19 protein-coding genes are annotated in these 18,730 nt (G+C 54.8%); 13 read left to right on the forward strand and 6 right to left on the reverse strand.

The window, feature by feature from the left end:
• Window positions 1-89 precede the first annotated feature (89 nt).
• Entirely contained in the window at window positions 90-1,166 is a 1,077-nt protein-coding gene (locus tag FRY98_RS24010) for a permease (protein WP_148456888.1), read from the reverse strand.
• 162 nt (window positions 1,167-1,328) lie between these two features.
• Here FRY98_RS24010 and selD point away from each other — a divergent pair, with 162 nt between their 5' ends.
• From selD to FRY98_RS24025, 3 genes are all read left to right on the forward strand, one after another.
• On the forward strand, window positions 1,329-2,378 hold the full coding sequence (gene selD / locus FRY98_RS24015; RefSeq protein ID WP_148456890.1) for a selenide, water dikinase SelD: 1,050 nt from the start codon (window positions 1,329-1,331) through the stop codon (window positions 2,376-2,378).
• Window positions 2,379-2,391: 13 nt separating this feature from the next.
• The gene (gene mnmH / locus FRY98_RS24020) at window positions 2,392-3,429 is read left to right on the forward strand and encodes a tRNA 2-selenouridine(34) synthase MnmH (RefSeq protein WP_148456892.1); all 1,038 of its coding nucleotides are present in this window, start codon (window positions 2,392-2,394) and stop codon (window positions 3,427-3,429) included.
• A gap of 137 nt (window positions 3,430-3,566) precedes the next feature.
• Window positions 3,567-6,002 (forward strand): YcdB/YcdC domain-containing protein, encoded by a 2,436-nt coding sequence (locus tag FRY98_RS24025; protein WP_148456894.1) that lies wholly within the window; start codon window positions 3,567-3,569, stop codon window positions 6,000-6,002.
• Between the two features lie 219 nt (window positions 6,003-6,221).
• Here the strand turns inward: FRY98_RS24025 and FRY98_RS24030 are convergent, their stop codons facing one another.
• Entirely contained in the window at window positions 6,222-7,439 is a 1,218-nt protein-coding gene (locus FRY98_RS24030; RefSeq protein WP_148456896.1) for an MFS transporter, read from the reverse strand.
• 145 nt (window positions 7,440-7,584) lie between these two features.
• On the opposite strand from FRY98_RS24030, the gene FRY98_RS24035 reads away from it, so the two are divergent.
• Window positions 7,585-8,337, forward strand: a complete 753-nt coding sequence (locus FRY98_RS24035) for a MerR family transcriptional regulator (protein WP_148456898.1) — start codon at window positions 7,585-7,587, stop codon at window positions 8,335-8,337.
• Window positions 8,338-9,569: 1,232 nt separating this feature from the next.
• On the opposite strand, the gene FRY98_RS24040 is transcribed toward FRY98_RS24035, so the two are convergent.
• On the reverse strand, window positions 9,570-9,911 hold the full coding sequence (locus FRY98_RS24040; protein WP_148456900.1) for a MazG nucleotide pyrophosphohydrolase domain-containing protein: 342 nt from the start codon (window positions 9,909-9,911) through the stop codon (window positions 9,570-9,572).
• A 128-nt stretch (window positions 9,912-10,039) separates the two neighbouring features.
• Here FRY98_RS24040 and FRY98_RS24045 point away from each other — a divergent pair, with 128 nt between their 5' ends.
• Both FRY98_RS24045 and FRY98_RS24050 read left to right on the forward strand, forming a co-directional pair.
• Window positions 10,040-10,879: a hypothetical protein gene (locus tag FRY98_RS24045; protein WP_148456902.1), complete on the forward strand. Its 840-nt coding sequence runs from the start codon at window positions 10,040-10,042 to the stop codon at window positions 10,877-10,879.
• 228 nt (window positions 10,880-11,107) lie between these two features.
• Window positions 11,108-11,722, forward strand: a complete 615-nt coding sequence (locus FRY98_RS24050) for a DNA-3-methyladenine glycosylase family protein (protein WP_148456904.1) — start codon at window positions 11,108-11,110, stop codon at window positions 11,720-11,722.
• Here FRY98_RS24050 and FRY98_RS24055 read toward each other — a convergent pair.
• A complete protein-coding gene (locus FRY98_RS24055; RefSeq protein ID WP_148456906.1) occupies window positions 11,719-12,285 on the reverse strand; it encodes a methylated-DNA--[protein]-cysteine S-methyltransferase in 567 nt (188 codons plus the stop codon). The genes FRY98_RS24050 and FRY98_RS24055 overlap by 4 nt on opposite strands.
• A 1-nt stretch (window position 12,286) precedes the next feature.
• Entirely contained in the window at window positions 12,287-12,856 is a 570-nt protein-coding gene (locus FRY98_RS24060) for a bifunctional transcriptional activator/DNA repair enzyme AdaA (RefSeq protein ID WP_148456908.1), read from the reverse strand.
• Between the two features lie 194 nt (window positions 12,857-13,050).
• On the opposite strand from FRY98_RS24060, the gene FRY98_RS24065 reads away from it, so the two are divergent.
• Together FRY98_RS24065 and nagZ are read left to right on the forward strand one after the other, a co-directional pair.
• Window positions 13,051-13,629 (forward strand): hypothetical protein, encoded by a 579-nt coding sequence (locus FRY98_RS24065; protein ID WP_148456910.1) that lies wholly within the window; start codon window positions 13,051-13,053, stop codon window positions 13,627-13,629.
• Window positions 13,630-13,651: 22 nt separating this feature from the next.
• On the forward strand, window positions 13,652-14,986 hold the full coding sequence (gene nagZ / locus FRY98_RS24070) for a beta-N-acetylhexosaminidase (RefSeq protein WP_148456912.1): 1,335 nt from the start codon (window positions 13,652-13,654) through the stop codon (window positions 14,984-14,986).
• Window positions 14,987-15,005: 19 nt separating this feature from the next.
• Here nagZ and FRY98_RS24075 read toward each other — a convergent pair whose 3' ends face one another.
• Entirely contained in the window at window positions 15,006-15,314 is a 309-nt protein-coding gene (locus tag FRY98_RS24075) for an MGMT family protein (RefSeq protein ID WP_148456914.1), read from the reverse strand.
• A 62-nt stretch (window positions 15,315-15,376) separates the two neighbouring features.
• Here FRY98_RS24075 and FRY98_RS24080 point away from each other — a divergent pair, with 62 nt between their 5' ends.
• The 5 genes from FRY98_RS24080 to FRY98_RS24100 all read left to right on the forward strand — a co-directional run bounded on the left by FRY98_RS24080 (window position 15,377) and on the right by FRY98_RS24100 (window position 18,721).
• On the forward strand, window positions 15,377-15,931 hold the full coding sequence (locus tag FRY98_RS24080) for a GNAT family N-acetyltransferase (RefSeq protein ID WP_148456916.1): 555 nt from the start codon (window positions 15,377-15,379) through the stop codon (window positions 15,929-15,931).
• A 37-nt stretch (window positions 15,932-15,968) separates the two neighbouring features.
• The gene (locus FRY98_RS24085; RefSeq protein WP_225040612.1) at window positions 15,969-16,490 is read left to right on the forward strand and encodes a GNAT family N-acetyltransferase; all 522 of its coding nucleotides are present in this window, start codon (window positions 15,969-15,971) and stop codon (window positions 16,488-16,490) included.
• A gap of 86 nt (window positions 16,491-16,576) precedes the next feature.
• Complete coding sequence (locus FRY98_RS24090; protein ID WP_225040613.1) at window positions 16,577-17,326, forward strand: DUF1361 domain-containing protein; 750 nt, start codon at window positions 16,577-16,579, stop codon at window positions 17,324-17,326.
• 90 nt (window positions 17,327-17,416) lie between these two features.
• A complete protein-coding gene (locus tag FRY98_RS24095; RefSeq protein ID WP_225040615.1) occupies window positions 17,417-18,100 on the forward strand; it encodes a potassium channel family protein in 684 nt (227 codons plus the stop codon).
• Between the two features lie 21 nt (window positions 18,101-18,121).
• The gene (locus FRY98_RS24100; RefSeq protein WP_148456920.1) at window positions 18,122-18,721 is read left to right on the forward strand and encodes a GNAT family N-acetyltransferase; all 600 of its coding nucleotides are present in this window, start codon (window positions 18,122-18,124) and stop codon (window positions 18,719-18,721) included.
• Window positions 18,722-18,730 lie beyond the last annotated feature (9 nt).

Genomic DNA, 18,730 nt, shown 5'->3' on the forward strand with positions numbered 1-18,730 from the left:
CCGTTAATGAAGCGGCTCTTCCCGCAAAGGCCGACGCTATCCCGCAAAGGCCTGAGGAATTCACCCTCCATAAGCCGGTGCTGCCAACCTTAGAGCACGAGCGCGCCCACCGCACCGCCCACCATTCCGATAAAGACGACGGCGGCGAAGACGAACAGGAGCACTTTTCGCGGAAAGTCGCGGGCCACCATCAACAGGGAAGGCAGGCTGATGGTCGGCAGCGTCAACAGCAGGGCGGCCATCGGGCCGGCACCGAGTCCCATAGCGGCAAACGACTGGATGATCGGAATTTCCGCCGCGGTCGGAATCACGAACAGGGTACCGACGAAGGCGAAGACAATGATGGCGAGGAGCCCGCCGCCCAGAGCGACCGGGAACATCGTGTGCTGAAAAGCGCCGAGCAGCAGCACGGAGATCAAATAAGCCGGGACGACGTTAAGGATCATCAGGCCCAGGCTCTTGAGCCAGCGGATGCCGAACGGCAGCTTCGCCGTCTCTTCGTCTTCGACCGGTAGCTGGGCTTTTTCCGCCAGCTTGTCGGGTGCGGTTTTGGAGTCGGCCAACCGGTTTGCCAAATAGCTGACCCCGAACGTCAGGATCAATCCGAAACCTACCCGGAGCAGCGTGAATTTCCAGGACAGCACGAAGGTCATGAAGACCAGGGTTGCCGGATTCAGCACCGGATTGCCGATCCAGAAGGCGAGGCTCGCGCCGATCGAGACGTTGCGGCGGCGCAGGCCGCAGGCGACCGGAGCGGCGCAGCAGCTGCACATCATCCCGGGCAGGGAAGCGGCTCCGCCCAGCAGCGTGCTTTTAAAGTTCGCTTTGCCCAGAACTTTGTACAGCCATTGGGCCGGAAGCAGAACCTGGACGAGAGATCCGAGCAGAATGCCCAGGACCGCGGCTTTCCAGACCGATTTAAAATAAGCGGCGGCATAGTCGACGGCGGCTCCCCAGGAAGGGGCGGCGGCCGCATCGGACCCGAGTATCGAGGAGCCGATCGTATGCTGGGTCGCGGCTTTAAAGGCTTTTTCGTAATAGGGCCACCATTTGACATAACTTAGACCGGCGATGGCAATGATGACAAACAGGGCGATGAAGAGCCACATTTTTCCCCGGCTTGCAGGGTGCGGATGTTGTGCGTTTGATCGTGATGTAGTTGACATGGATGTTACCTCCACAATTCGACATTTCCAGAAACGCATTCTAGTATATCACAAACGCCCGGAGAAGTCGGGGGCATTGCTTTCCCGGGATTAGAGGAGTAGGCTTTATAAGGTATGGAGCAAAACCTTTATCATTTTTCACGGAAGGAATGTGATTTATATATGGCAGCATCCGATGCAATCAAACTGACGTCTTTATCCAGCAAGGGAGGGTGCGGCTGCAAGATCGGTCCCGCCGATTTGTCCCAGGTGCTGCGAAGCCTGCCCGCCTCCGTTCCGAATCCCGATTTGCTCGTCGGTCTGGACACGAGCGATGATGCGGGCGTCTACCGTTTGACCGACGAAATGGCGCTCGTTCAAACGGTGGATTTCTTTACGCCGATCGTGGACGACCCGTATGCGTTCGGTCAAATCGCTGCCGCAAATGCGATCAGCGACATTTACGCCATGGGTGGGAAGCCGCTGACGGTGCTTAATATCGTAGCTTTTCCCATTTCCACCCTGGATAAAAGCATCCTGGCGGACATTCTGCGAGGGGCCGCGGATAAAGTGAACGAAGCGGGAGCCACGTTGGTCGGAGGCCATTCCATCGACGATAAGGAGCCGAAGTTCGGCCTTGCCGTGACCGGGCTGGTCCATCCCGATAAAGTCAGAACCAACGCCGGCGCCAAACCGGGCGACCGGTTGATTTTGACCAAGCCGATCGGGGTCGGTATTATGACGACATCGATTAAAAAGGACGCGCTCACGCCGGAAGAGATCGAACGGGTAACCCGTGTCATGGCCACACTGAACAAAACGGCCGCCGAAACGATGCAGGCCTATGACGTGCATGCCTGCACGGATGTCACCGGGTTCGGGCTGATGGGGCATGCTCTGGAAATGGCCAAGGGGAGCGGCGTCGGCGTAAAGATTCGGCACAAGGATGTGCCCGTCCTGCCGCGCGTTCGCGAATTGGCCGAACAAGGCTTCGTTCCGGGCGGAACGAAGAACAATTTTGCCCATGTGGAGAAAGACATTGATTTTCCGGCGGAGCTGGATCAGATCGGACGCTATATTTTATGCGATGCGGTGACTTCGGGAGGATTGCTGATTGCCGTCGCTGCCCCGCAGGCGGACGAATTGCTTCAATCGCTTATTTCGGCGGGGGTCGAAGCCAGTCTGATCGGCGAAACGACGGAAGCCCATCCGGGCCGCATCGTGGTCGAATAAAGGAGATAACCCCATGTTTCAGGATATCAGCATCGAAGAATTGGCAGAGCAGAGGGAGAAGGGGCTTGTACTGATCGATGTCCGTTCTCCGTCCGAGTATGCGGAGTCGACGATTCCGGGCAGCTTGAACATCCCGTTTTTTGACGACAAGGAACGGGCGGAAATCGGCACGCTCTACAAGCAGGTCAGCGTGGACGCCGCCCAGGAACGCGGGCTTGAGATCATTTCGGCCAAGCTGCCGGGATTTATTAAACAATTCGCCGCGGTCCCCGGGAAAAAAGCGGTATTCTGCTGGCGGGGCGGGATGCGCAGCCGGACGACGGCGACGCTGCTCTCCCTGATGAACATTCACTCTTACCGGCTGACCGGCGGTTATCGCGCCTACCGGCAATGGGTGGTCGCCATGCTGGAGAGCATGTCTTACGAGCCTCCGGCCTATGTCATCCACGGGCATACCGGCAACGGTAAGACCGCTTTACTAAGATTGTTGAAGGAGAGGGGCTATCCGGTCATCGACCTCGAAAGATTGGCAGGGCACCGCGGTTCGGTATTCGGTGAGATCGGGCTGCGCGCGCACAACCAAAAGACGTTCGATGCTCTGCTGCTGGACGAATTGATCGAGACCGCCAGCGCGCCTTATGTCTTGATGGAGGCGGAAAGCAAGCGGATCGGGAAGGTCGTGATCCCCGAACTGGTCATGGCCAAAAAAGAACAAAGCACGCATATCCGCATCGAACTTCCGATCGAGGCGAGGGTTCAAAATATCCTGAAAGACTATGAGCCTTGGAAGCATCCCGAATCCTGCCTCAAAGCTTTTGACAAAATCGCCTCCCGGATCCATCGCCCCGTTGCGGTGGAGATCGGCGAATGTTTGAAGAACGGCGGTTACGATCGAGCGGTGGAACTGCTGCTCTTGTACTATTATGATCCGCGCTACGCCTACACGGAAGAACAGTACGAAGGAGCCGAGTTCATTACCGTTCAAGCGCAAAGTGTGGATGAAGCGGCGGCGGCTGTTGAACGGTTGCTGCAGCAAAGGGGAAACCGATAAGATCGTCTTGAAAAGGAGACCGGGCATGGAGCCAGCCGGTCTCCTTTTTTTGCAAATTTTGAGGATAATTATGGCAATCCCAAATGAACCCCGCTACAATAAGAAGAAAGTATGGGATCTAGAAAGGTTGGGATTTCGTGTCAAAGAAAAAGGCTGACCGCTACAAGTTTGCCTCCAGGGCGTCATTCGCCGGAATGATAGCGATTTCAATGGCGATGCCTGCGGGATGGGCAGGAGCGGAGGGAGCTGGGACAAGACCGCACGTCCATTCGTTTGCTGCAGCGAAAGCTGAAGCGGGTACCTCGGAAGGGATCTCCCTGGATCACCTGTCCGACGAGATGAAGCTGAAGATCGCCTCCGGGGAAATACCGATGCCGGGTACGGAGACGCCGGACCCCGCGCTGGCCAAGTTCTCGAAAGAGCAGGCCGTGGCCAAAATCAAGGAGCTTTTTCCGGATTTAAAAAACGCTGAAGCCGAGCGGATCGAACTAGGTATCACAAACGTCTATCCTCGTCCGGCCAATCAAATGGTTTGGAACATTAGCTGGAGCTTCCGGAACGGTAACACTTATCATGGATTCGACTCGCAGGTGGACGCGATGACGGGAGATTTGATCAGTACATATCTCTCGATCCCGGGCGATGAGAACGAGACGTACTATCCTCCCAAGCTGACGCGGGAAGAGGCGCTGGAGCAAGCCAAAGCGTTTATTGCCAAGGCGGCGCCCTCCCTTTCGCTGCAGGATCTGAAGGCCGGGGATACCGATGTATGGGGGCGGACGGCCACCTTGTTTGGCCCGGTGGAATACAATTTTCATTTTAATGTGCTGCATCAAGGAATTCCTACTTCATCCGAATACGTCTATATCGCCATCGATGGCAATGGTCGTGTGACTTCGTTCTCGAAATCATCGGATCGCCCGGTATACCCGGAAGCCGCGGCCACGATCAAGCAGACGGAGGCGGAACAGCTGTTCAAGAACCAACTGAATGTGGAGCTGACTTATAGTCCCGTCTATAGAAACTCGGAAATCACGGACTGGGTGCTGGCCTGGAAGCCGACCGAGCTTTCTTCTTATCCGTTGGATGCCGTCACCGGAAAGCGTTTCGATTACCAGGGGGAAGACGTTTCGGAGGCTCCCCGGGGATATACGCCGATTCCAGCCGGAAAGAAACGGTTTGTGCCGAACAACACGGGAAAAGAGCTGACCGCCGACGAAGCGGTAAAAGTGGTGAAGCAGGCGGTCAAGATTCCGGAAGGGCGAACGCTATCCTACTCCAGACTGGATACGGATTATATGAATCCCGAGCGGAAGATTTGGCGGCTTACATGGGACGGACAGGACGGAAAGTACAACCTTAACACGCCTCCGGCACAGACCAGCGCGGAAGTCGACGCGTCAACCGGACAATTGCTTGAATTCCAGATGGAACAATACGGTGTTCAAACCGACGGAACGACGGCGGCCTCCATAGCGGCGCAAGTGCCCACCCTTTCGAAGGAAGCGGCGAAGCGGAGAGCTTTTGAACTGGTGAATCAACTGGTACCCCGGGCCGACATCGATTATAAGCTGGTGGAACAGGAGGGCGAAGACCACCTTACGGAAAATAAATCGGGATATCGCTACTCTTTCAGACGTTTTATTAAAGATATCCCGGTAAATAACCGTGAACTGACGTTAACTTTAGATCTGAACGGAGACCTGCAGTATTTTGGCATAGGCCGTGAGCCGGGCTTGGATAAGTTGAACGGGGATCCGGCGACCAAGATAGCGAAGGAAGAGGCGCTTAAGATATTCCGGGATCAATATGGTGCAAAGCTGCAGTATATGCAGACCGGCGGTCATTATGTGGATAATTCCTATGTAAAAGAAAAGATCCGGTTGGCTTATGTGGCCGAATTCAAAGACCCGGCAAAGAACGGCCAAGTTTTGGATGCAACGAGCGGGCGGTGGATTACGTTATATGAGAATGGGGACGGTACCGGACCTCAGACGGAGCCTACCGATCTGAAAGGCCATCGGGCGGAAAAAGATTTATCCGTGCTGCTTCAATATCGCCTCATCTCTCCGGATTTGAACGGACAGATCAAGCCGGATGAAGAGATCACGGCCGGAGAGTGGTTGACGATGATGGCGAAGGCGGTTAATCCGTATGCGGAGAATTATGGCCTCGACTCGCCCGCTTCGTCGAAGGCGGTTTCCGTAGTTCTCGCCGACAGCCCGTATTATAACGGAGTGGTGTATGCCGCGGAACGGAAGTGGATTAACCCCGAGGAGGCCTTCCAAGCCGAAGCGAAGCTGACGCGGGAGCAGTTGGCCGTTATGCTGGCCTCGATGGTCAAGTATAACAAGATGGCTTCGTTTTTGACGGAAGACGAGAGCCTGAATTCCTTGTCCGATAAGGAAGAAGTCAAGCATAAGGGCGAGGTCGCCTTGTCCATGAAGCTAGGGTTGCTGCAGGGGCAAAACGGACGGTTTAACCCGGCCGGCAAAGTGACCCGGGCCGAAGCAGCGTCGGTGATCATGACCTTGGTAAAGCTGCAGGGCAAGATAGACCAATCCGTGCGGTAAACCGCAGGTTAGTGGCGCCGAGCTGATATGCGGTAAAGTGCAGCTTAGTGGGACCGAGCCGGTGTGCGCTAAAATACAGGTTAGTGGGTTCGAGCCGGTATGCGGAACGAAAGATCAGGTTTAGGGGAGGGGTCCGTGAGGATCCCTCCTCTTTGTACGGGGACCCGGTCGTTGAGAATGGGAGCCGAGCGCCGATTGGCTGGTTCCGAGTACCGATCCCTATGCGGCCGGGAGATTTTTCCGTAAAGGGATCAGAACCAGAAACCCGGCCAGGAAGCACAGCCCTGCGGCTCCATACCAAGCCTCCAAAGGAAAGGCTTTTTTCAGCAGCCCGGACAGGCTCATGCCGAGCAGCATCGTCCCCGTCATAAGCGGTGTACGAATACCGGTAACTCTCCCGATTAAAGCGGAGTCCGTATGCTGCATGACGAGCGTCTGGTTTCCGATAAGAATCGCAGGCTGCAGCAAGGCCACGAACCCTTGGGTCAGCATGGTCAACCACAGGACGGGGGAGAGGCCGGTTGTCGCGATGCCAATGGCATTACACAAGAGACCGATCCGCAGCATGCGAAGAGGGGGAATTTTGGCGGATAAAGCAAAGGCAGCCATGCCGCCGGCGATTTCCCCCAGTCCATACGGGACACTGAGCCATTGGATATTCTGGGCGGGCAAGCCGAGCTTCTCCGTCACGAGAAAAATACCGAGCGGAGAGATTAGGCCAACTCCGAATCCGACCGCGGCAAAGGTGAAGGAAAGCCGTTTTAGGATAGGGTTCTCCCATACGTACCGGAACCCTTCGCCGATTTCCCTTAAGAAAGAAGCGGGCAAGGCTGCGGATTGGGCTTCCGAATGCGGATCAGGCGGAATGCGCAGCAAAGCGGCCGCGGAGCCAAGGAATGCCGTAAAGACGATGATCAGTGTGATTTCAATGCCGAAATGTCCGTATACCCAGGTTCCCAGAATAGGTCCGACAACCATAAACACGGCAAACAAAGCCTGCAGCAGAGACATGCATGGGGCGGCCTCCGTTTCCGATAAATGCTGCTTAAACAGCTTCATGCCGGCCGGTTGAGCGAACTGTGACAGAATTGAAGAGCCCAGTAGGCTAAGCAAAACGGCCAAAAAGGAGTTCGATTGAAGCATCAGGAAGACGAAAATGACCGATAAGGCGCTCAGCACTTCACACCAAACCATGGTTTTTTTGGGACGCCAGCGGTCAGCAAATACCCCGCCGATCAACGAGAATAGCAAGATCGGGCCATACTCGGCTACAGAGACCAGCGATACAGCCAAGGCATCGCCGTCCGTATCTTCCATAACGAAAAGAAGTACGGCGAAATTTCGAATCCATATCCCCAACTGCGAGAACAGACTGGATCCGATAACCGCACGAACATACCGGCTCCGGAACAGCTTTAACGGGTTGTTTTTTACCATGTAGAACGGCCTCCTCAGTTTTATTTTTTCTGGATCAGCGTAAGCTCTAACCCGAGGAGAGGGTCAAGGGGGGCCGGAAATTTTAAAGTGTTGACTCTTACCTTAGGGCAGGGGCTAAGCTGGGGAGCGAAAGGAGTGAGGCGAGATGCGTCTTTCTGTAAAAGAGGTTTCTGAACTGGCAAAGGTCACGGTAAAAACGCTGCATCACTATCACAAAATCGGCTTGCTGGCCCCGGCGGAAGTCACGGAGGCAGGTTACCGCTTATACGGTGACGGGGAATTGGAGCGGCTTCAGCAAATTTTGTTTTATCGGGAGTTGGACTTTCCTCTGGAGCAAATCAAGGAGCTGCTTGCGGGGCGAACCGATCGGGGAACTATTTTGAAGGAGCAAAAGGAACTACTGTTGCGGAAGCGGAGGAAACTGGGTGCCATCCTTGAGACCTTGGAACAATCGATCGCTGCGGCGGAACGGGGCGAGCCGATGGACGGGCGGGAGATGTTTCGCGGTTTTGACAACGAAGCGGCTTGGGCCGAAGCGCTGGAAGAGCAAAACCGGCATTTAAAAGAAAGCTATGGCGTCGATTTGTTGGACTCGGAGCGGATCGATGTTCCGACGCTAAACGAGCAGGCGGCGGAAGCGGCGGATTTCATGGCCCGGATGGCCGAAGCGCTGAGGGATGGGATTAAGCATAATGATGAAGAGGTTGGACAACTGATTCGCCGTCATTTAAACTTCCTGGAGCGGCATGGCCATCCCGCCCGGATCGAGGATTTTGTGGAGCAGACCCGGTTTTTCCGGGAGGACGACTTTCACCGGCGCATGCTGGAAGGACAGCAAACCGGCCTGGCTTATTATCTGGCCGCCGCTGCGGAATCGCTGATGGGGGCAGCTGAATAGACGAGATGGAGAGCGGAGTGACTCCGGCCGGAGAAGGGAGATATTCCTGCTGCTAGCAGGCTTCGAAAGGGTAGGGAAGAGCAGAGTGAGGTTAGGGCAGAACAGAGCGAGAGTACGGCAGGGCAAAGCAGGGCGGAGCAGGGCAGGGCAGAGCAGGGCAGAGCAGGGCAGGGCAGAGCGAGAGCAGGGCAGGGCGGAGCGAGAGCGAGGGCAGGGTAGGGCAGAGCGAGAGTTCCATAGTAAAAATCAGCGCGCAGCTCTACCATGTTCGCCGGGGCCTGTCCGGGCTCAGGCCGAATTTCTAACGGAAGCTATAGCAGCTATTTCGTCCAATGAGACCGAATTAGAATTCTAACGGAAGCAGTAGCCGCTATTTGGGCAAAATGAGGTCATTTTGACGGGGATGAGCCCAAATAGGCGCTACTATGTCCGTTAGAATTTCAAAAAGGCCAATATTCGCGAAATAGCGGCTATTATTTCCGTTAGCGCGGTTAGCAGGCTTCGTAAAGGGCAGGGCAAGGCAAGGGCAGAGCAGAGCGAGAGCGAGAGTTCCATAGTAAAAATCAGCGCGCAGCTCTACCATGTTCCGCCGGGGCCTGTCTGGGCTCAGGTTGAATTTCTAACGGAAGCTATAGCCGCTATTTCGTCCAAAAAGGCCGAATTAGAATTCTAACGGAAGCAGTAGCCGCTATTTCGGCAAAATGAGGTCATTTTGGCGGGAAAGAGCCCAAATAGGCGCTACTATGTCCGTTAGAATTTCAAAAAGGCGAATATTCGCGAAATAGCGGCTATTATTTCCGTTAGCGCGGTTAGCAGGCTTCGTAAAGGGCAGGGCAAGGCAAGGGCAGAGCAGAGCAGAGCGAGAGTCCCATCGTAAAAAGCAGCACGCAGCTCTACCATGTTCGCCGGGGCCAGTCCGGGCTCAGGCCGAATTTCTAACGGAAGCTATAGCAGCTATTTCGTCCAATGAGACCGAATTAGAATTCTAACGGAAGCAGTAGCCGCTATTTGGGCAAAATGAGGTCATTTTGCGGGAAAGAGCCCAAATAGGCGCTAGTATGTCCGTTAGAATTTCGAAAAGGCGAATATTCGCGAAATAGCAGCTATTATTTCCGTTAGCGCGTCATCAGCCCGCTACTATCGGGATGTTGTTTCCTTCCGTTAGCGCGTCATCAACCCGCTTCGATCGGGATGGTGCTTTCTTCCGTTAGCGCGCCGTCAGCCCGCTTCTATCAGGATGAAGCTTCCTTCCGCTGGACGGTGGCATAACGGGCCGACAGTTTATTTTTGTGCGACTGAAAAATGTCTTCCAGCGGGATATCGTACTTATTGGCGATCACGATTAGGTTGCCCAGTACGTCGCCCAGCTCTTCGGTTAATTCCTGCTTGTTGTGCTCATACGTTCCCGGGGGCTCGTCCGGTCGATCCCTGCCGATTTCCAAGGCTCGGATGGCCCGGGCGACTTCCCCGGTTTCCTCCGCCAGAAAGCCGATCCTTATAAAAATGTCCAACTCGGACCAGCCTCTGGATTCATAGTAGTCTTTCACCCATTCTTGAAATGAGGTAACGTCCATTTAAGTTTTCCTCCGATCCTGGTGCTGTCTTGAAAAAGCTAGCCTTGTGTTTCCGCTCATAAGCGTAACACAGGACCGGGGGAACAGGGGAGTTTACATTTTATAATAGATAAGGGGGTCTTATATTTATGAACGATAGTTACTCCATTCCCGACCTTTTGAGAAGAATCATCGAGTGGGAGCGCCGTATGGTACCTGAGGTTCCCTATCTTGAAAAGCCGACGGGGCTGTTTCTCGGATTTCGCGAAAATGAAAACGGAGGCTACGCTTGTTCCCCGGCCGACTCGATCCTGTTCGCCAACACGGGGATGGATGGGGTCCACTATTCGCTGTTAACGGATTTCGGAAAGGCGGCGGATTTGGAACAAGCTCCGGTCATTCGCGTAGCTCCTATGGATTTCGGGAACTGCGTAAACCTTGTTGCCGGGAATCTCAGCGACTTTTTCTCCCTACTCTTCTATGGTCACGAGGGATTATTGTTTAATGAATTTCGCTCGGAACAGGAATATGCCCGGTATCGGGTGGGGGAAGAGGAGGACCAGACCACGGCGTATTTTGATCACCGCAAATGGAGAGAACAAAAAAAGCGGGTCAGCGAGGCGGCGATCGATCAATTTCAATTCGAGCCTATTGAACATCCTTTTCGCTATATTCAAACCTTGCGGGCTGAGCGCGAAAAATCCATAGTGCTTCCCACAAAAGACGGGTTAGGCATCCTGCCGCGTTCGGAAGAGGAGATGGGGGAAACTTATTCGGCACACCCGTGGTCCGGGAAGGAGATTCCGTGGAACGCTCCGGACGAAATCAAGGATTTTATCGCGCGGGCGGATGTGGTGCCGTTTCTGGCATTTGTGCGGGATTTTCAAGCGGAATTCAATACGGCTACAGAGGCGCTCCGGATGATCTGCCGCAAGCTGGAAACGATCGGGCTGCACCAAGACGCGGCTCGGCTGCTGCACTGCATGTGATACTATGTTTCGGTTTCAATGTTCCCCTGCTGCACGGCATGTCCATCCTATGTTACGTTTACATGTTCCCCTGCTGTACGGCATGTAATCCTATCTTTCGGTTTTCATGTCCCCCTGCTGTACGGCATGTAATACTACCTTTCGATATCTTGCCTTTTCACTCGCCAAAAGGGATGTTCAACCCTCTGATCCGTTATAGTTAGAGGTATAAGAGGAGGCGATCGCGAAATGAGTGGCCTATCCATTAAATATTTTGATTATGGTCAGGAACAGATCGATTATTTGACGCAGGCGGACCCGGATTTGGGGGAGGCGATAGCCAGAATCGGCCGCCCGGAGCGGCCCGTCATTCCTGACTTGTTTACGGCGCTTGTACACGCCGTTATCGGCCAGTTGGTTTCGACGAAGGCGGTGAATACGATTTGGGGACGCATGCAGGAGAGGTTTGGCGAGATCTCGCCGGGTAGCCTGGCGTCCCGTTCGGCGGATGAGATCCAGGGCTGCGGCATGACGATGAAAAAAGCGCTGTGCATTTGGGAAATCGCCCGAAAGGCGGCGGAAGGCGAACTGGATTTCAGCGGCTTGTCCCGGCTTGGGGATGAAGACATCATCACGGAGTTAATGCGGTTAAAAGGGGTTGGCCGCTGGACGGCGGAGATGCTGCTCCTGCACAGTCTGGAGCGGCCGGATGTCGTCAGTTGGGGAGACCTGGCGATTCGCCGGGGGATGATGAGGCTGTATGGGCTGTCCGCCTTGACGAAAGCCCAGTTCGACGCCTATCGTGCCAGGTATTCGCCCTATGGCTCCGTCGCCTCCATTTATTTGTGGGAGCTGTCGGTCTAGCCTACCGTTCGGTCGAGACTCTCGGTGCCCCTCGCGTTTCCCTCGCTCCCCTTCCGCTCCAGTTCCAGCAGCCGGGCTTTCATCTCGAGTCCTCCGCGATAACCGGTTAGGGTCCCGTTTTTGCCCACGACACGGTGGCAGGGCACGGTGATGAGCACCGGATTGGCGCCGATGGCCGACCCGACCGCACGGACGGAAGACGGCCTGCCGATGAGCGCAGCGATATCGGAATACGACGAGGTTTGCCCGTAAGGGATTTGAAGCAGCGCGGCCCAGACCGCCGATTGAAACGCCGTCCCCCGTAAATCGAAAGGTAGGGTAAAGCGGCTAAGGCTTCCTTGAAAATAGGCGGTGAGCTCCGCGGCGTAAGGCCGTAGCCGTGCTTCGTCCCGGATCAGGGCGGCGCGAGGGAATCTGCGGTTGATCCCGTCGACGAGCTCTTGAAAATCCGCCCCTTGCGATCCTACATAACAGAGTCCTTGCTCCGTGGCCGCGAGATAAAGGCTCCAGTTCTCGAAGCGATAATGCATCCAGTAGATGGACAGAGTAGGTTTCGTCTTCATTTTATAAGCCTCCTTGAGCCGGAGAAACCGGCGATTGGCGAAAGCCGGCCGGTGTAAGGCCGGTGTTTTTTTTGAACAGCGTGATGAAATAAGGTGTATTCGGCAGACCTACCCGGCGGCCGACGTCCGAAACCGGCAGGTCCGTACCCAACAGCAGCCGCTTGGCCCGTTCCACACGTACAGCCTGGATATATTCCAGCGGCGTGATCCCTTTTACCCGTTTAAAAGTCCGGTGCAGATGATAAGGACTCCCGTGGCACAATTCGGCCAGCGAATGGAGATTCAAAGCTTCATGGGGGTGCTCGTCGATGTATTCCGTGACGACCGCCACCCACTCCTCGTCGGGCAGCCGGCTGCCGGTGGGTTTGCATCGTTTGCACGGGCGATACCCCGCGGACATCGCCTCATCCGGACTGGCGAAGATCGAGATGTTCTCCTTTTTGGGCGGCCGGGACTTGCAGGAAGGACGGCAGAATATCCCCGTCGTTTTGACCGCGTAGTAGAATTGCCCGTCGCTCGCGGCGTCGTTCCCGATGATGGCTTGCCAGCGTTCTTGCGTAATCTCGCTCATTTTCGTTCACCCCTCTGGACCTCATTATACCTCGATCCGCGTGCGTATGTACGCGCTTTGGGATAGAATAGCAAGATAACGAAACATTGGCGATTCTCGCGGAAAGCGAATAAAACGGGAGGGGGAAGGGTAATTTTTACTTGATTCTTTCTGCGCAAAGGTTTCGATGTTAAATGAACTGGAGGACCGAGGCGATGAGACGAAATAACATTCAGGTTCCTTACGGCTATGAGCCGCCTGTGAAGGAGCGGAAAGGCACGTTGATCTTTTACGACGCTTTCGAGCGGACGACGGCGGAAGATTTGGAGAGGGCCGCGACGGTTGCCAGGCAAAAGGCGTTTGAGCGCCTGGTGCTCTACCCGCTTCATGAGGAGACCGTCAGAAGAATGACGAAGGACGCGGTGCGTTCGTTCTACAAGCGGGAGGACGAGCTCCATGACTGGAAACGCGGGCAGGACAACGCAGATATTTCCATTGAAGGCTGGGAGGGCAAACGGAAGAAATACACGCCGATCGACTCGGCGCTGAGGTATTTGACCGAAAAGTATCCTTCCCCTTATTTTTTGTACCTCACGCCGGAGATGGGGAACCAATTTGCGTCGTTTTCCTCCTTTGAGGAATGGATCGTTAAAATCCGTCTGTTATTAACGGAAGAACCGAAGGCCCTGCATCCCAGGCTGGAAAAATACCGTCACCGCTGGGGCCTTGCTTCCGAGGAAGCGAAGGTGCCGCCGCGGAACGGAACGGAGGGGACATCCCCTTCCGGGGAATAAGGAGAGGAGGATACGCTACGCTATGAGACCTGACTGGAAATCCAGGCCTGCCGTTCTCATTTTTCTCGCCGTCATCCTGACCCTTGGCGGCTGCTCGAATCGAGGGACTTCCGAACCGGCGAAGAATGGAGCGGGAACGGTTCCGCAGCGCGCCGACTTCGCCGGACCGGGACATTCCGACGCGACGTCTCCCCAGCCGAATCCTCAGAATCCGTCGGAGTCCCAAGATCCGTCGGCCCCGGAGTCAGGCTCGGCCGATCCCGCCGAGGAACTGCTGAACCGATTGACCACGGCGGAAAAAATCGGCCAACTGATCCTCGTCGGCATGGAAGGGACGACACCGAGCGAGCAGACCCGGAAATTTATCGAAGACGCTCATGTCGGAGGTTTTATTTTTTACAAGGACAACATCAAAACGAGCCGCCAATCCCTGGCCCTGTTCAACCGGCTTAAGCAAGACAATGCCGCCAACCCGGTTCCCCTGTTCTTGAGCGTGGATGAGGAGGGCGGACGGGTATCCCGGATGCCCGGCGATTTCAGCGACATTCCGTCCGCCGCGGCCATCGGAGGAACGGGGCGAGTGGAAGCGGCGGAAGCTTTGTATCGCCTGATCGGGAAGGAAATGGCCGGCTTCGGCCTGAATATGGATTTCGCCCCGGTACTCGATATTCATAGCAACCCCGATAATCCGGTGATCGGGGACCGCTCCTTCGGAAACACGGCCAAAAGGGTCGGCGGAATGGGGATCGCCGCTATGAACGGATTAAAGGCGGAAGGCGTGATCCCCGTCGTCAAACATTTCCCCGGTCACGGCGACACCTCGGTGGACTCCCATCTTGGCCTGCCGGTGCTCTCGCATGATCTGAACAGACTGCGTCAATTGGAGCTTCTTCCTTTTCAGGATGCGATCCGCGAGGGGGCCGACGTCGTGATGATCGCACATTTGCTGCTGCCGAAACTGGACCCGAAAGCCCCGGCCTCCTTCTCCGAGGCGATCATTCATGACCTGCTGCGTAAGGAGCTGGATTTTCAAGGCGTGGTCATTTCCGATGATTTGACGATGGGGGCGATTACCCAGCATTACAAAATCGAAGAAGCGGCGGTGCGCTTTATCCGGGCCGGCGGAAATATCGCCCTGGTCGGGCATGATCCGGCCAAGCAGGAGGCTGTAATTCAGGCGATAACACGGGCGGTCGAACAGGGGGAGATCAGCGGGGAAATGCTCGATGAACGGGTTTATCCCATCTTACAGCTGAAAATAAAATACGGCTTGACCGACAAACCGGCACAGGGGGCGGATCAGAAAGCGATAAACGCGGGTATTGCCGACGTTCTGAAAACGTACGAGATCCGTTGACGATATCCCTTTATACCGCTTAAGAGGGGTGATGCTGGTACCGGGCCAAATTGACGAGCCCATCCTCCGTCACCTCGACCCCTTCCCCCTCCAGAAACATTTTTTGCAGAAAAAAACCTTCCTCTTCGCGAATCGCAATTTCTCCCCGGGCATTGACGACCCGGTGCCAAGGCAGACCGTGTTTGCCGCTCATCGAGTGCAGGATCCGAACGACCTGCCGGGCGGCTCTTGGACTCCCCGCGGCACCGGCGACCTGACCGTAAGTCATGACTTTACCCGCCGGAATGGCGGAAATGATTTCAATTACTTGTGCGGTAAAAGGTTGCATTCCGATACTCCTTCCATTTATGGTGATAGAACATGGATCTGACGATAGAAATGAGGGAAATTATGAAATCTATTTTACACTCGGAGCGATTGTTAATGAAAGTGCTGGATGAAGCGGCCGCGGCGGATGTTCTGGACTATGTCGTACGCAACCGTGAATTCCTGAGGCCTTGGGAGCGGGAGAAGGAGGAAGCGTACTTTACGTTGGATGTTCAAAAAAGACTGTTGGCCAACGAACGGCTCCAACATGAACAAGAGAATTTATACAAACTTTGGATCTTTCGGAAGGACCGGCCGGAGCGGATCATCGGTTCCGTGGCGCTCAGCAATATAGTGCGGGGCGCTTTTCTGTCCTGCCATCTCGGATACAGGCTGGATGGGGAGGAGCAAGGGAAGGGCTTTATGACGGAAGCGGTCGAGGCCGTCGTCCAGTACGCCTTCCAAGAATTAGGATTGCACCGCATCGAGGCGAACATCATGCCGAGGAACGCGGCCTCGCTCCGCGTGGTCGAGAAACTGGGGTTCTATCACGAAGGGTTGGCCTTGAAATATTTGAACATCCATGGAAAATGGGAGGATCACATTCATATGGTGCTGCGGAACGAGGCCATGGAATAGGAACGATGTATTTTGGGAGAGGGGAAAGCATCCTGACATGAGAGAGGAACCACAAATCAAGTTTCGCCAAGTCACCGAAGCCGACGCCGAGGCCTATCTGGAGCTTCGCCGTCGTCTGGACCGGGAAACTGAGTTTATGCTGCTCCAGCCTGACGAGCGCGTCACCACGCTGGAGCAGGAGAGAAACCGACTGGTTTCGCTGTTGGAGCAGGGAACCTCGATGATCTTTGCGGCCGAGGCGGAAGGGCGATGGATCGGCTATTTGGGTGCGTTCGGATCGAATTACAAGCGGAACAAACACACGGTAAGCCTGGTGCTAGGCATTCTGCAGTCCTACTCGGGAAGAGGTGTGGGGGCCAGGCTGTTCGCCGAGTTGAATGATTGGGCGGCGGAACGGGGGATACATCGGCTGGAGCTTACGGTGATGGCCCACAATGAGGCGGCGATCGCCTTGTACAAAAAATGCGGATTTGAAGTCGAGGGCATTCGAAAGCACGCGATACGGCTCGGAGACCGGTATATCGACGAGTTCTACATGGCCAAGCTGCTCCCTCTTTAGCCGTAACTTTCGGCCTTGCCCGGACGTATATAGGCTGTAAATAAGCTATGGACGTTTAAAAAAGGCTGACTAGGGAGGAAGCGACTTTGCAACATCCGTTACGACAATTGGGTTACCCGGAAAAAGGGATATTATATGCGATTCTCGTCGCTGCCACTATAATCGGCATGAAATACGTGATTGAGGTGAGACTGCCGGATGGAGGTAGACCGCCCTATCTTTTCCTGGTCTGGAATACGTTCCTGGCTTGGATCCCGGCGGGGCTTGCGATTCTGCTGGATTTGGCCAGCCTGATGCGCCGGAGCGTGTTGAAGAGTGCGATGGTGTTGTTCATCGGGCTGTTATGGCTGTTCTTTTATCCCAATGCGGCCTACATGGTAACCGATCTGCTCCATCCGTTTGCCCGTTTTCCCATTTCCGGGGCAGGGCGGTTCTGGTCGGATATACTGTTCTGGGATCATTTGTATACCGTTCTCTTTACGGCGCTGCTCGGTCTGGCCCTGGGAACTGTCTCGCTGGCTTCCGTTCACGGACTGGTTCGCCGCTGGCTCGGAAGCGCTGCGGGTTGGATTTTCGCGGTATCGGTCCTGCTGCTCAGCAGCTTCGGGATTTATCTCGGCCGGTTTATCCGCTTTAACAGCTGGGATATTTGGCATCGCCCGATCTATATCCTTAGGGAAATGGCCGTCTATTTTATGGATCCGGGCCATTTACGGCATGCTTTGGCTTTTTGCAAATGGATGTTTCTTCTCACGGCGTTCAGTTACGCAGTTGCCTACTTTCTTGGCGCTTTCCGTCTTAGGCGGCTCTCGGGTCCGGTCCCGGAACAAAAATAAAATCCAGCGGGAAGCTCGATTTTCCCCTCCCCTGTTTGGGTAATGATAGTTATTCAGGTTCCCAAACGCCGTCTAGGGGAGGGGATTCGTTTGCAATCCTGGGTGCTTTGGCTCAATGCGGTTGGTCTGATCGGCTTGTCCCTGCTCTTTTATCTGCTCGACAAAAAATTGTCCAGCCGGGTAATCTTGTTGGCACCGATTCTCGTTTACGTCGCCGTCTCGCTGGAGGATTTGCTCGGCCTCGTTGATTTCGGAGCGGTTTTTCAATCGGAGGCCATATTAAGGGCCGTGATCCTTCTGTTTGTCTTAGGATCCGTTATTTTCTATCTTCTCTTTATTTTTCATGAGATAGCGGACTCGGCGGTAAAGCGCGAGGTCAGTCTCAAGTCCGCCGTGATTCGGATCAGCATTGCCGCCATGAGCTGCATTGTTTTTTTTACGGTCGTGTATACTTCGATATACAAGCTGTTTAAAGGGGCGAGCTTTGCGGGGGATCATTTGGGGGAAGATACCTTGTCCCAATTGATTACGTTCTTCTATTTCAGCGTGGCGACATTTACGACGGTAGGGTACGGAGATATCCAACCGATGGATAATACGTCGAGGCTGATTGTGGTGATGGAGATTTTTTTCAGCTTTATTACGGTCGCCTACGCGCTATCGATGATCGGGGTATTTCGCCAAATCTTTAACAAGGAGATGGGGGGAGACGCCTCGAAATCGATGAGTAATGAAAAGGAACTCGAGGAAGATGCCGGGGCATCCCCCGAATAATCCGGAGAGGAGAGGGTCGGTTTGGAACTGCGAAATCGCTTGAGGGAACGGTTTCCGGTGTTGGTAAGTGAACGGCTGCGACTAAGGAGAATCGAAAAGGAGGACACGGAAACGCTGTTTGCTTGTGTCAATGACCCGTCGGTACGGCGCCATACGTCCTTTCAAAAGGGAACATTGCTGTTTCCCGATCGTTTGTTTCGGTATTTTGACGACACTTATCAAAGTTTGCGCGATCTTCACTTCGGGATAGAAATCAAGGAGGGGACGGGGCTGATTGGCATCTGCTCCTTGCAGTTTTGGGATCGGGAGGCCGGCAGGGCCCGGTTGGGCTATCTGCTGGCTCCGAGCTGCTGGAACCGGGGGTTCGCCACCGAAGCGGCCCGGTCCGTGGTGGAATTCGGATTCGACATCCTGCAATTAAGCCGAATCGAGGCGCGATGCAGCATTCATAACCCGGCATCGGAAAAGGTGCTGCGCAAATGCGGGTTTACGCCGGTCAAGCTTGCGGGCGAGCGGCTTCAATCCGGTTCGGATTATGGCGGCGGGCCGGGGAACGAGATCCATTCCTTTTATTTAAGCAAGCCGGCGAGCATTTGTTACACAAATGAAATATACCTGTGATCAATCTCT

The organism is Paenibacillus faecis (assembly GCF_008084145.1).
Classification (GTDB): Bacteria; Bacillota; Bacilli; order Paenibacillales; family Paenibacillaceae; genus Fontibacillus; species Fontibacillus faecis.

Bases quoted from the DNA above. Each gene is read 5' to 3' on its own strand.
- FRY98_RS24010 (WP_148456888.1), bottom strand. From the start codon at position 1,166: ATGTCAACTACATCACGATCAAACGCACAACATCCGCACCCTGCAAGC.
- FRY98_RS24030 (WP_148456896.1), bottom strand. From the start codon at position 7,439: ATGGTAAAAAACAACCCGTTAAAGCTGTTCCGGAGCCGGTATGTTCGT.
- FRY98_RS24040 (WP_148456900.1), bottom strand. From the start codon at position 9,911: ATGGACGTTACCTCATTTCAAGAATGGGTGAAAGACTACTATGAATCC.
- FRY98_RS24080 (WP_148456916.1), top strand. From the start codon at position 15,377: ATGAAATCTATTTTACACTCGGAGCGATTGTTAATGAAAGTGCTGGAT.
- selD (WP_148456890.1), top strand. From the start codon at position 1,329: ATGGCAGCATCCGATGCAATCAAACTGACGTCTTTATCCAGCAAGGGA.
- mnmH (WP_148456892.1), top strand. From the start codon at position 2,392: ATGTTTCAGGATATCAGCATCGAAGAATTGGCAGAGCAGAGGGAGAAG.
- FRY98_RS24055 (WP_148456906.1), bottom strand. From the start codon at position 12,285: ATGAAGACGAAACCTACTCTGTCCATCTACTGGATGCATTATCGCTTC.
- nagZ (WP_148456912.1), top strand. From the start codon at position 13,652: ATGAGACCTGACTGGAAATCCAGGCCTGCCGTTCTCATTTTTCTCGCC.
- FRY98_RS24085 (WP_225040612.1), top strand. From the start codon at position 15,969: ATGAGAGAGGAACCACAAATCAAGTTTCGCCAAGTCACCGAAGCCGAC.
- FRY98_RS24045 (WP_148456902.1), top strand. From the start codon at position 10,040: ATGAACGATAGTTACTCCATTCCCGACCTTTTGAGAAGAATCATCGAG.
- FRY98_RS24065 (WP_148456910.1), top strand. From the start codon at position 13,051: ATGAGACGAAATAACATTCAGGTTCCTTACGGCTATGAGCCGCCTGTG.
- FRY98_RS24050 (WP_148456904.1), top strand. From the start codon at position 11,108: ATGAGTGGCCTATCCATTAAATATTTTGATTATGGTCAGGAACAGATC.
- FRY98_RS24075 (WP_148456914.1), bottom strand. From the start codon at position 15,314: ATGCAACCTTTTACCGCACAAGTAATTGAAATCATTTCCGCCATTCCG.
- FRY98_RS24035 (WP_148456898.1), top strand. From the start codon at position 7,585: ATGCGTCTTTCTGTAAAAGAGGTTTCTGAACTGGCAAAGGTCACGGTA.
- FRY98_RS24060 (WP_148456908.1), bottom strand. From the start codon at position 12,856: ATGAGCGAGATTACGCAAGAACGCTGGCAAGCCATCATCGGGAACGAC.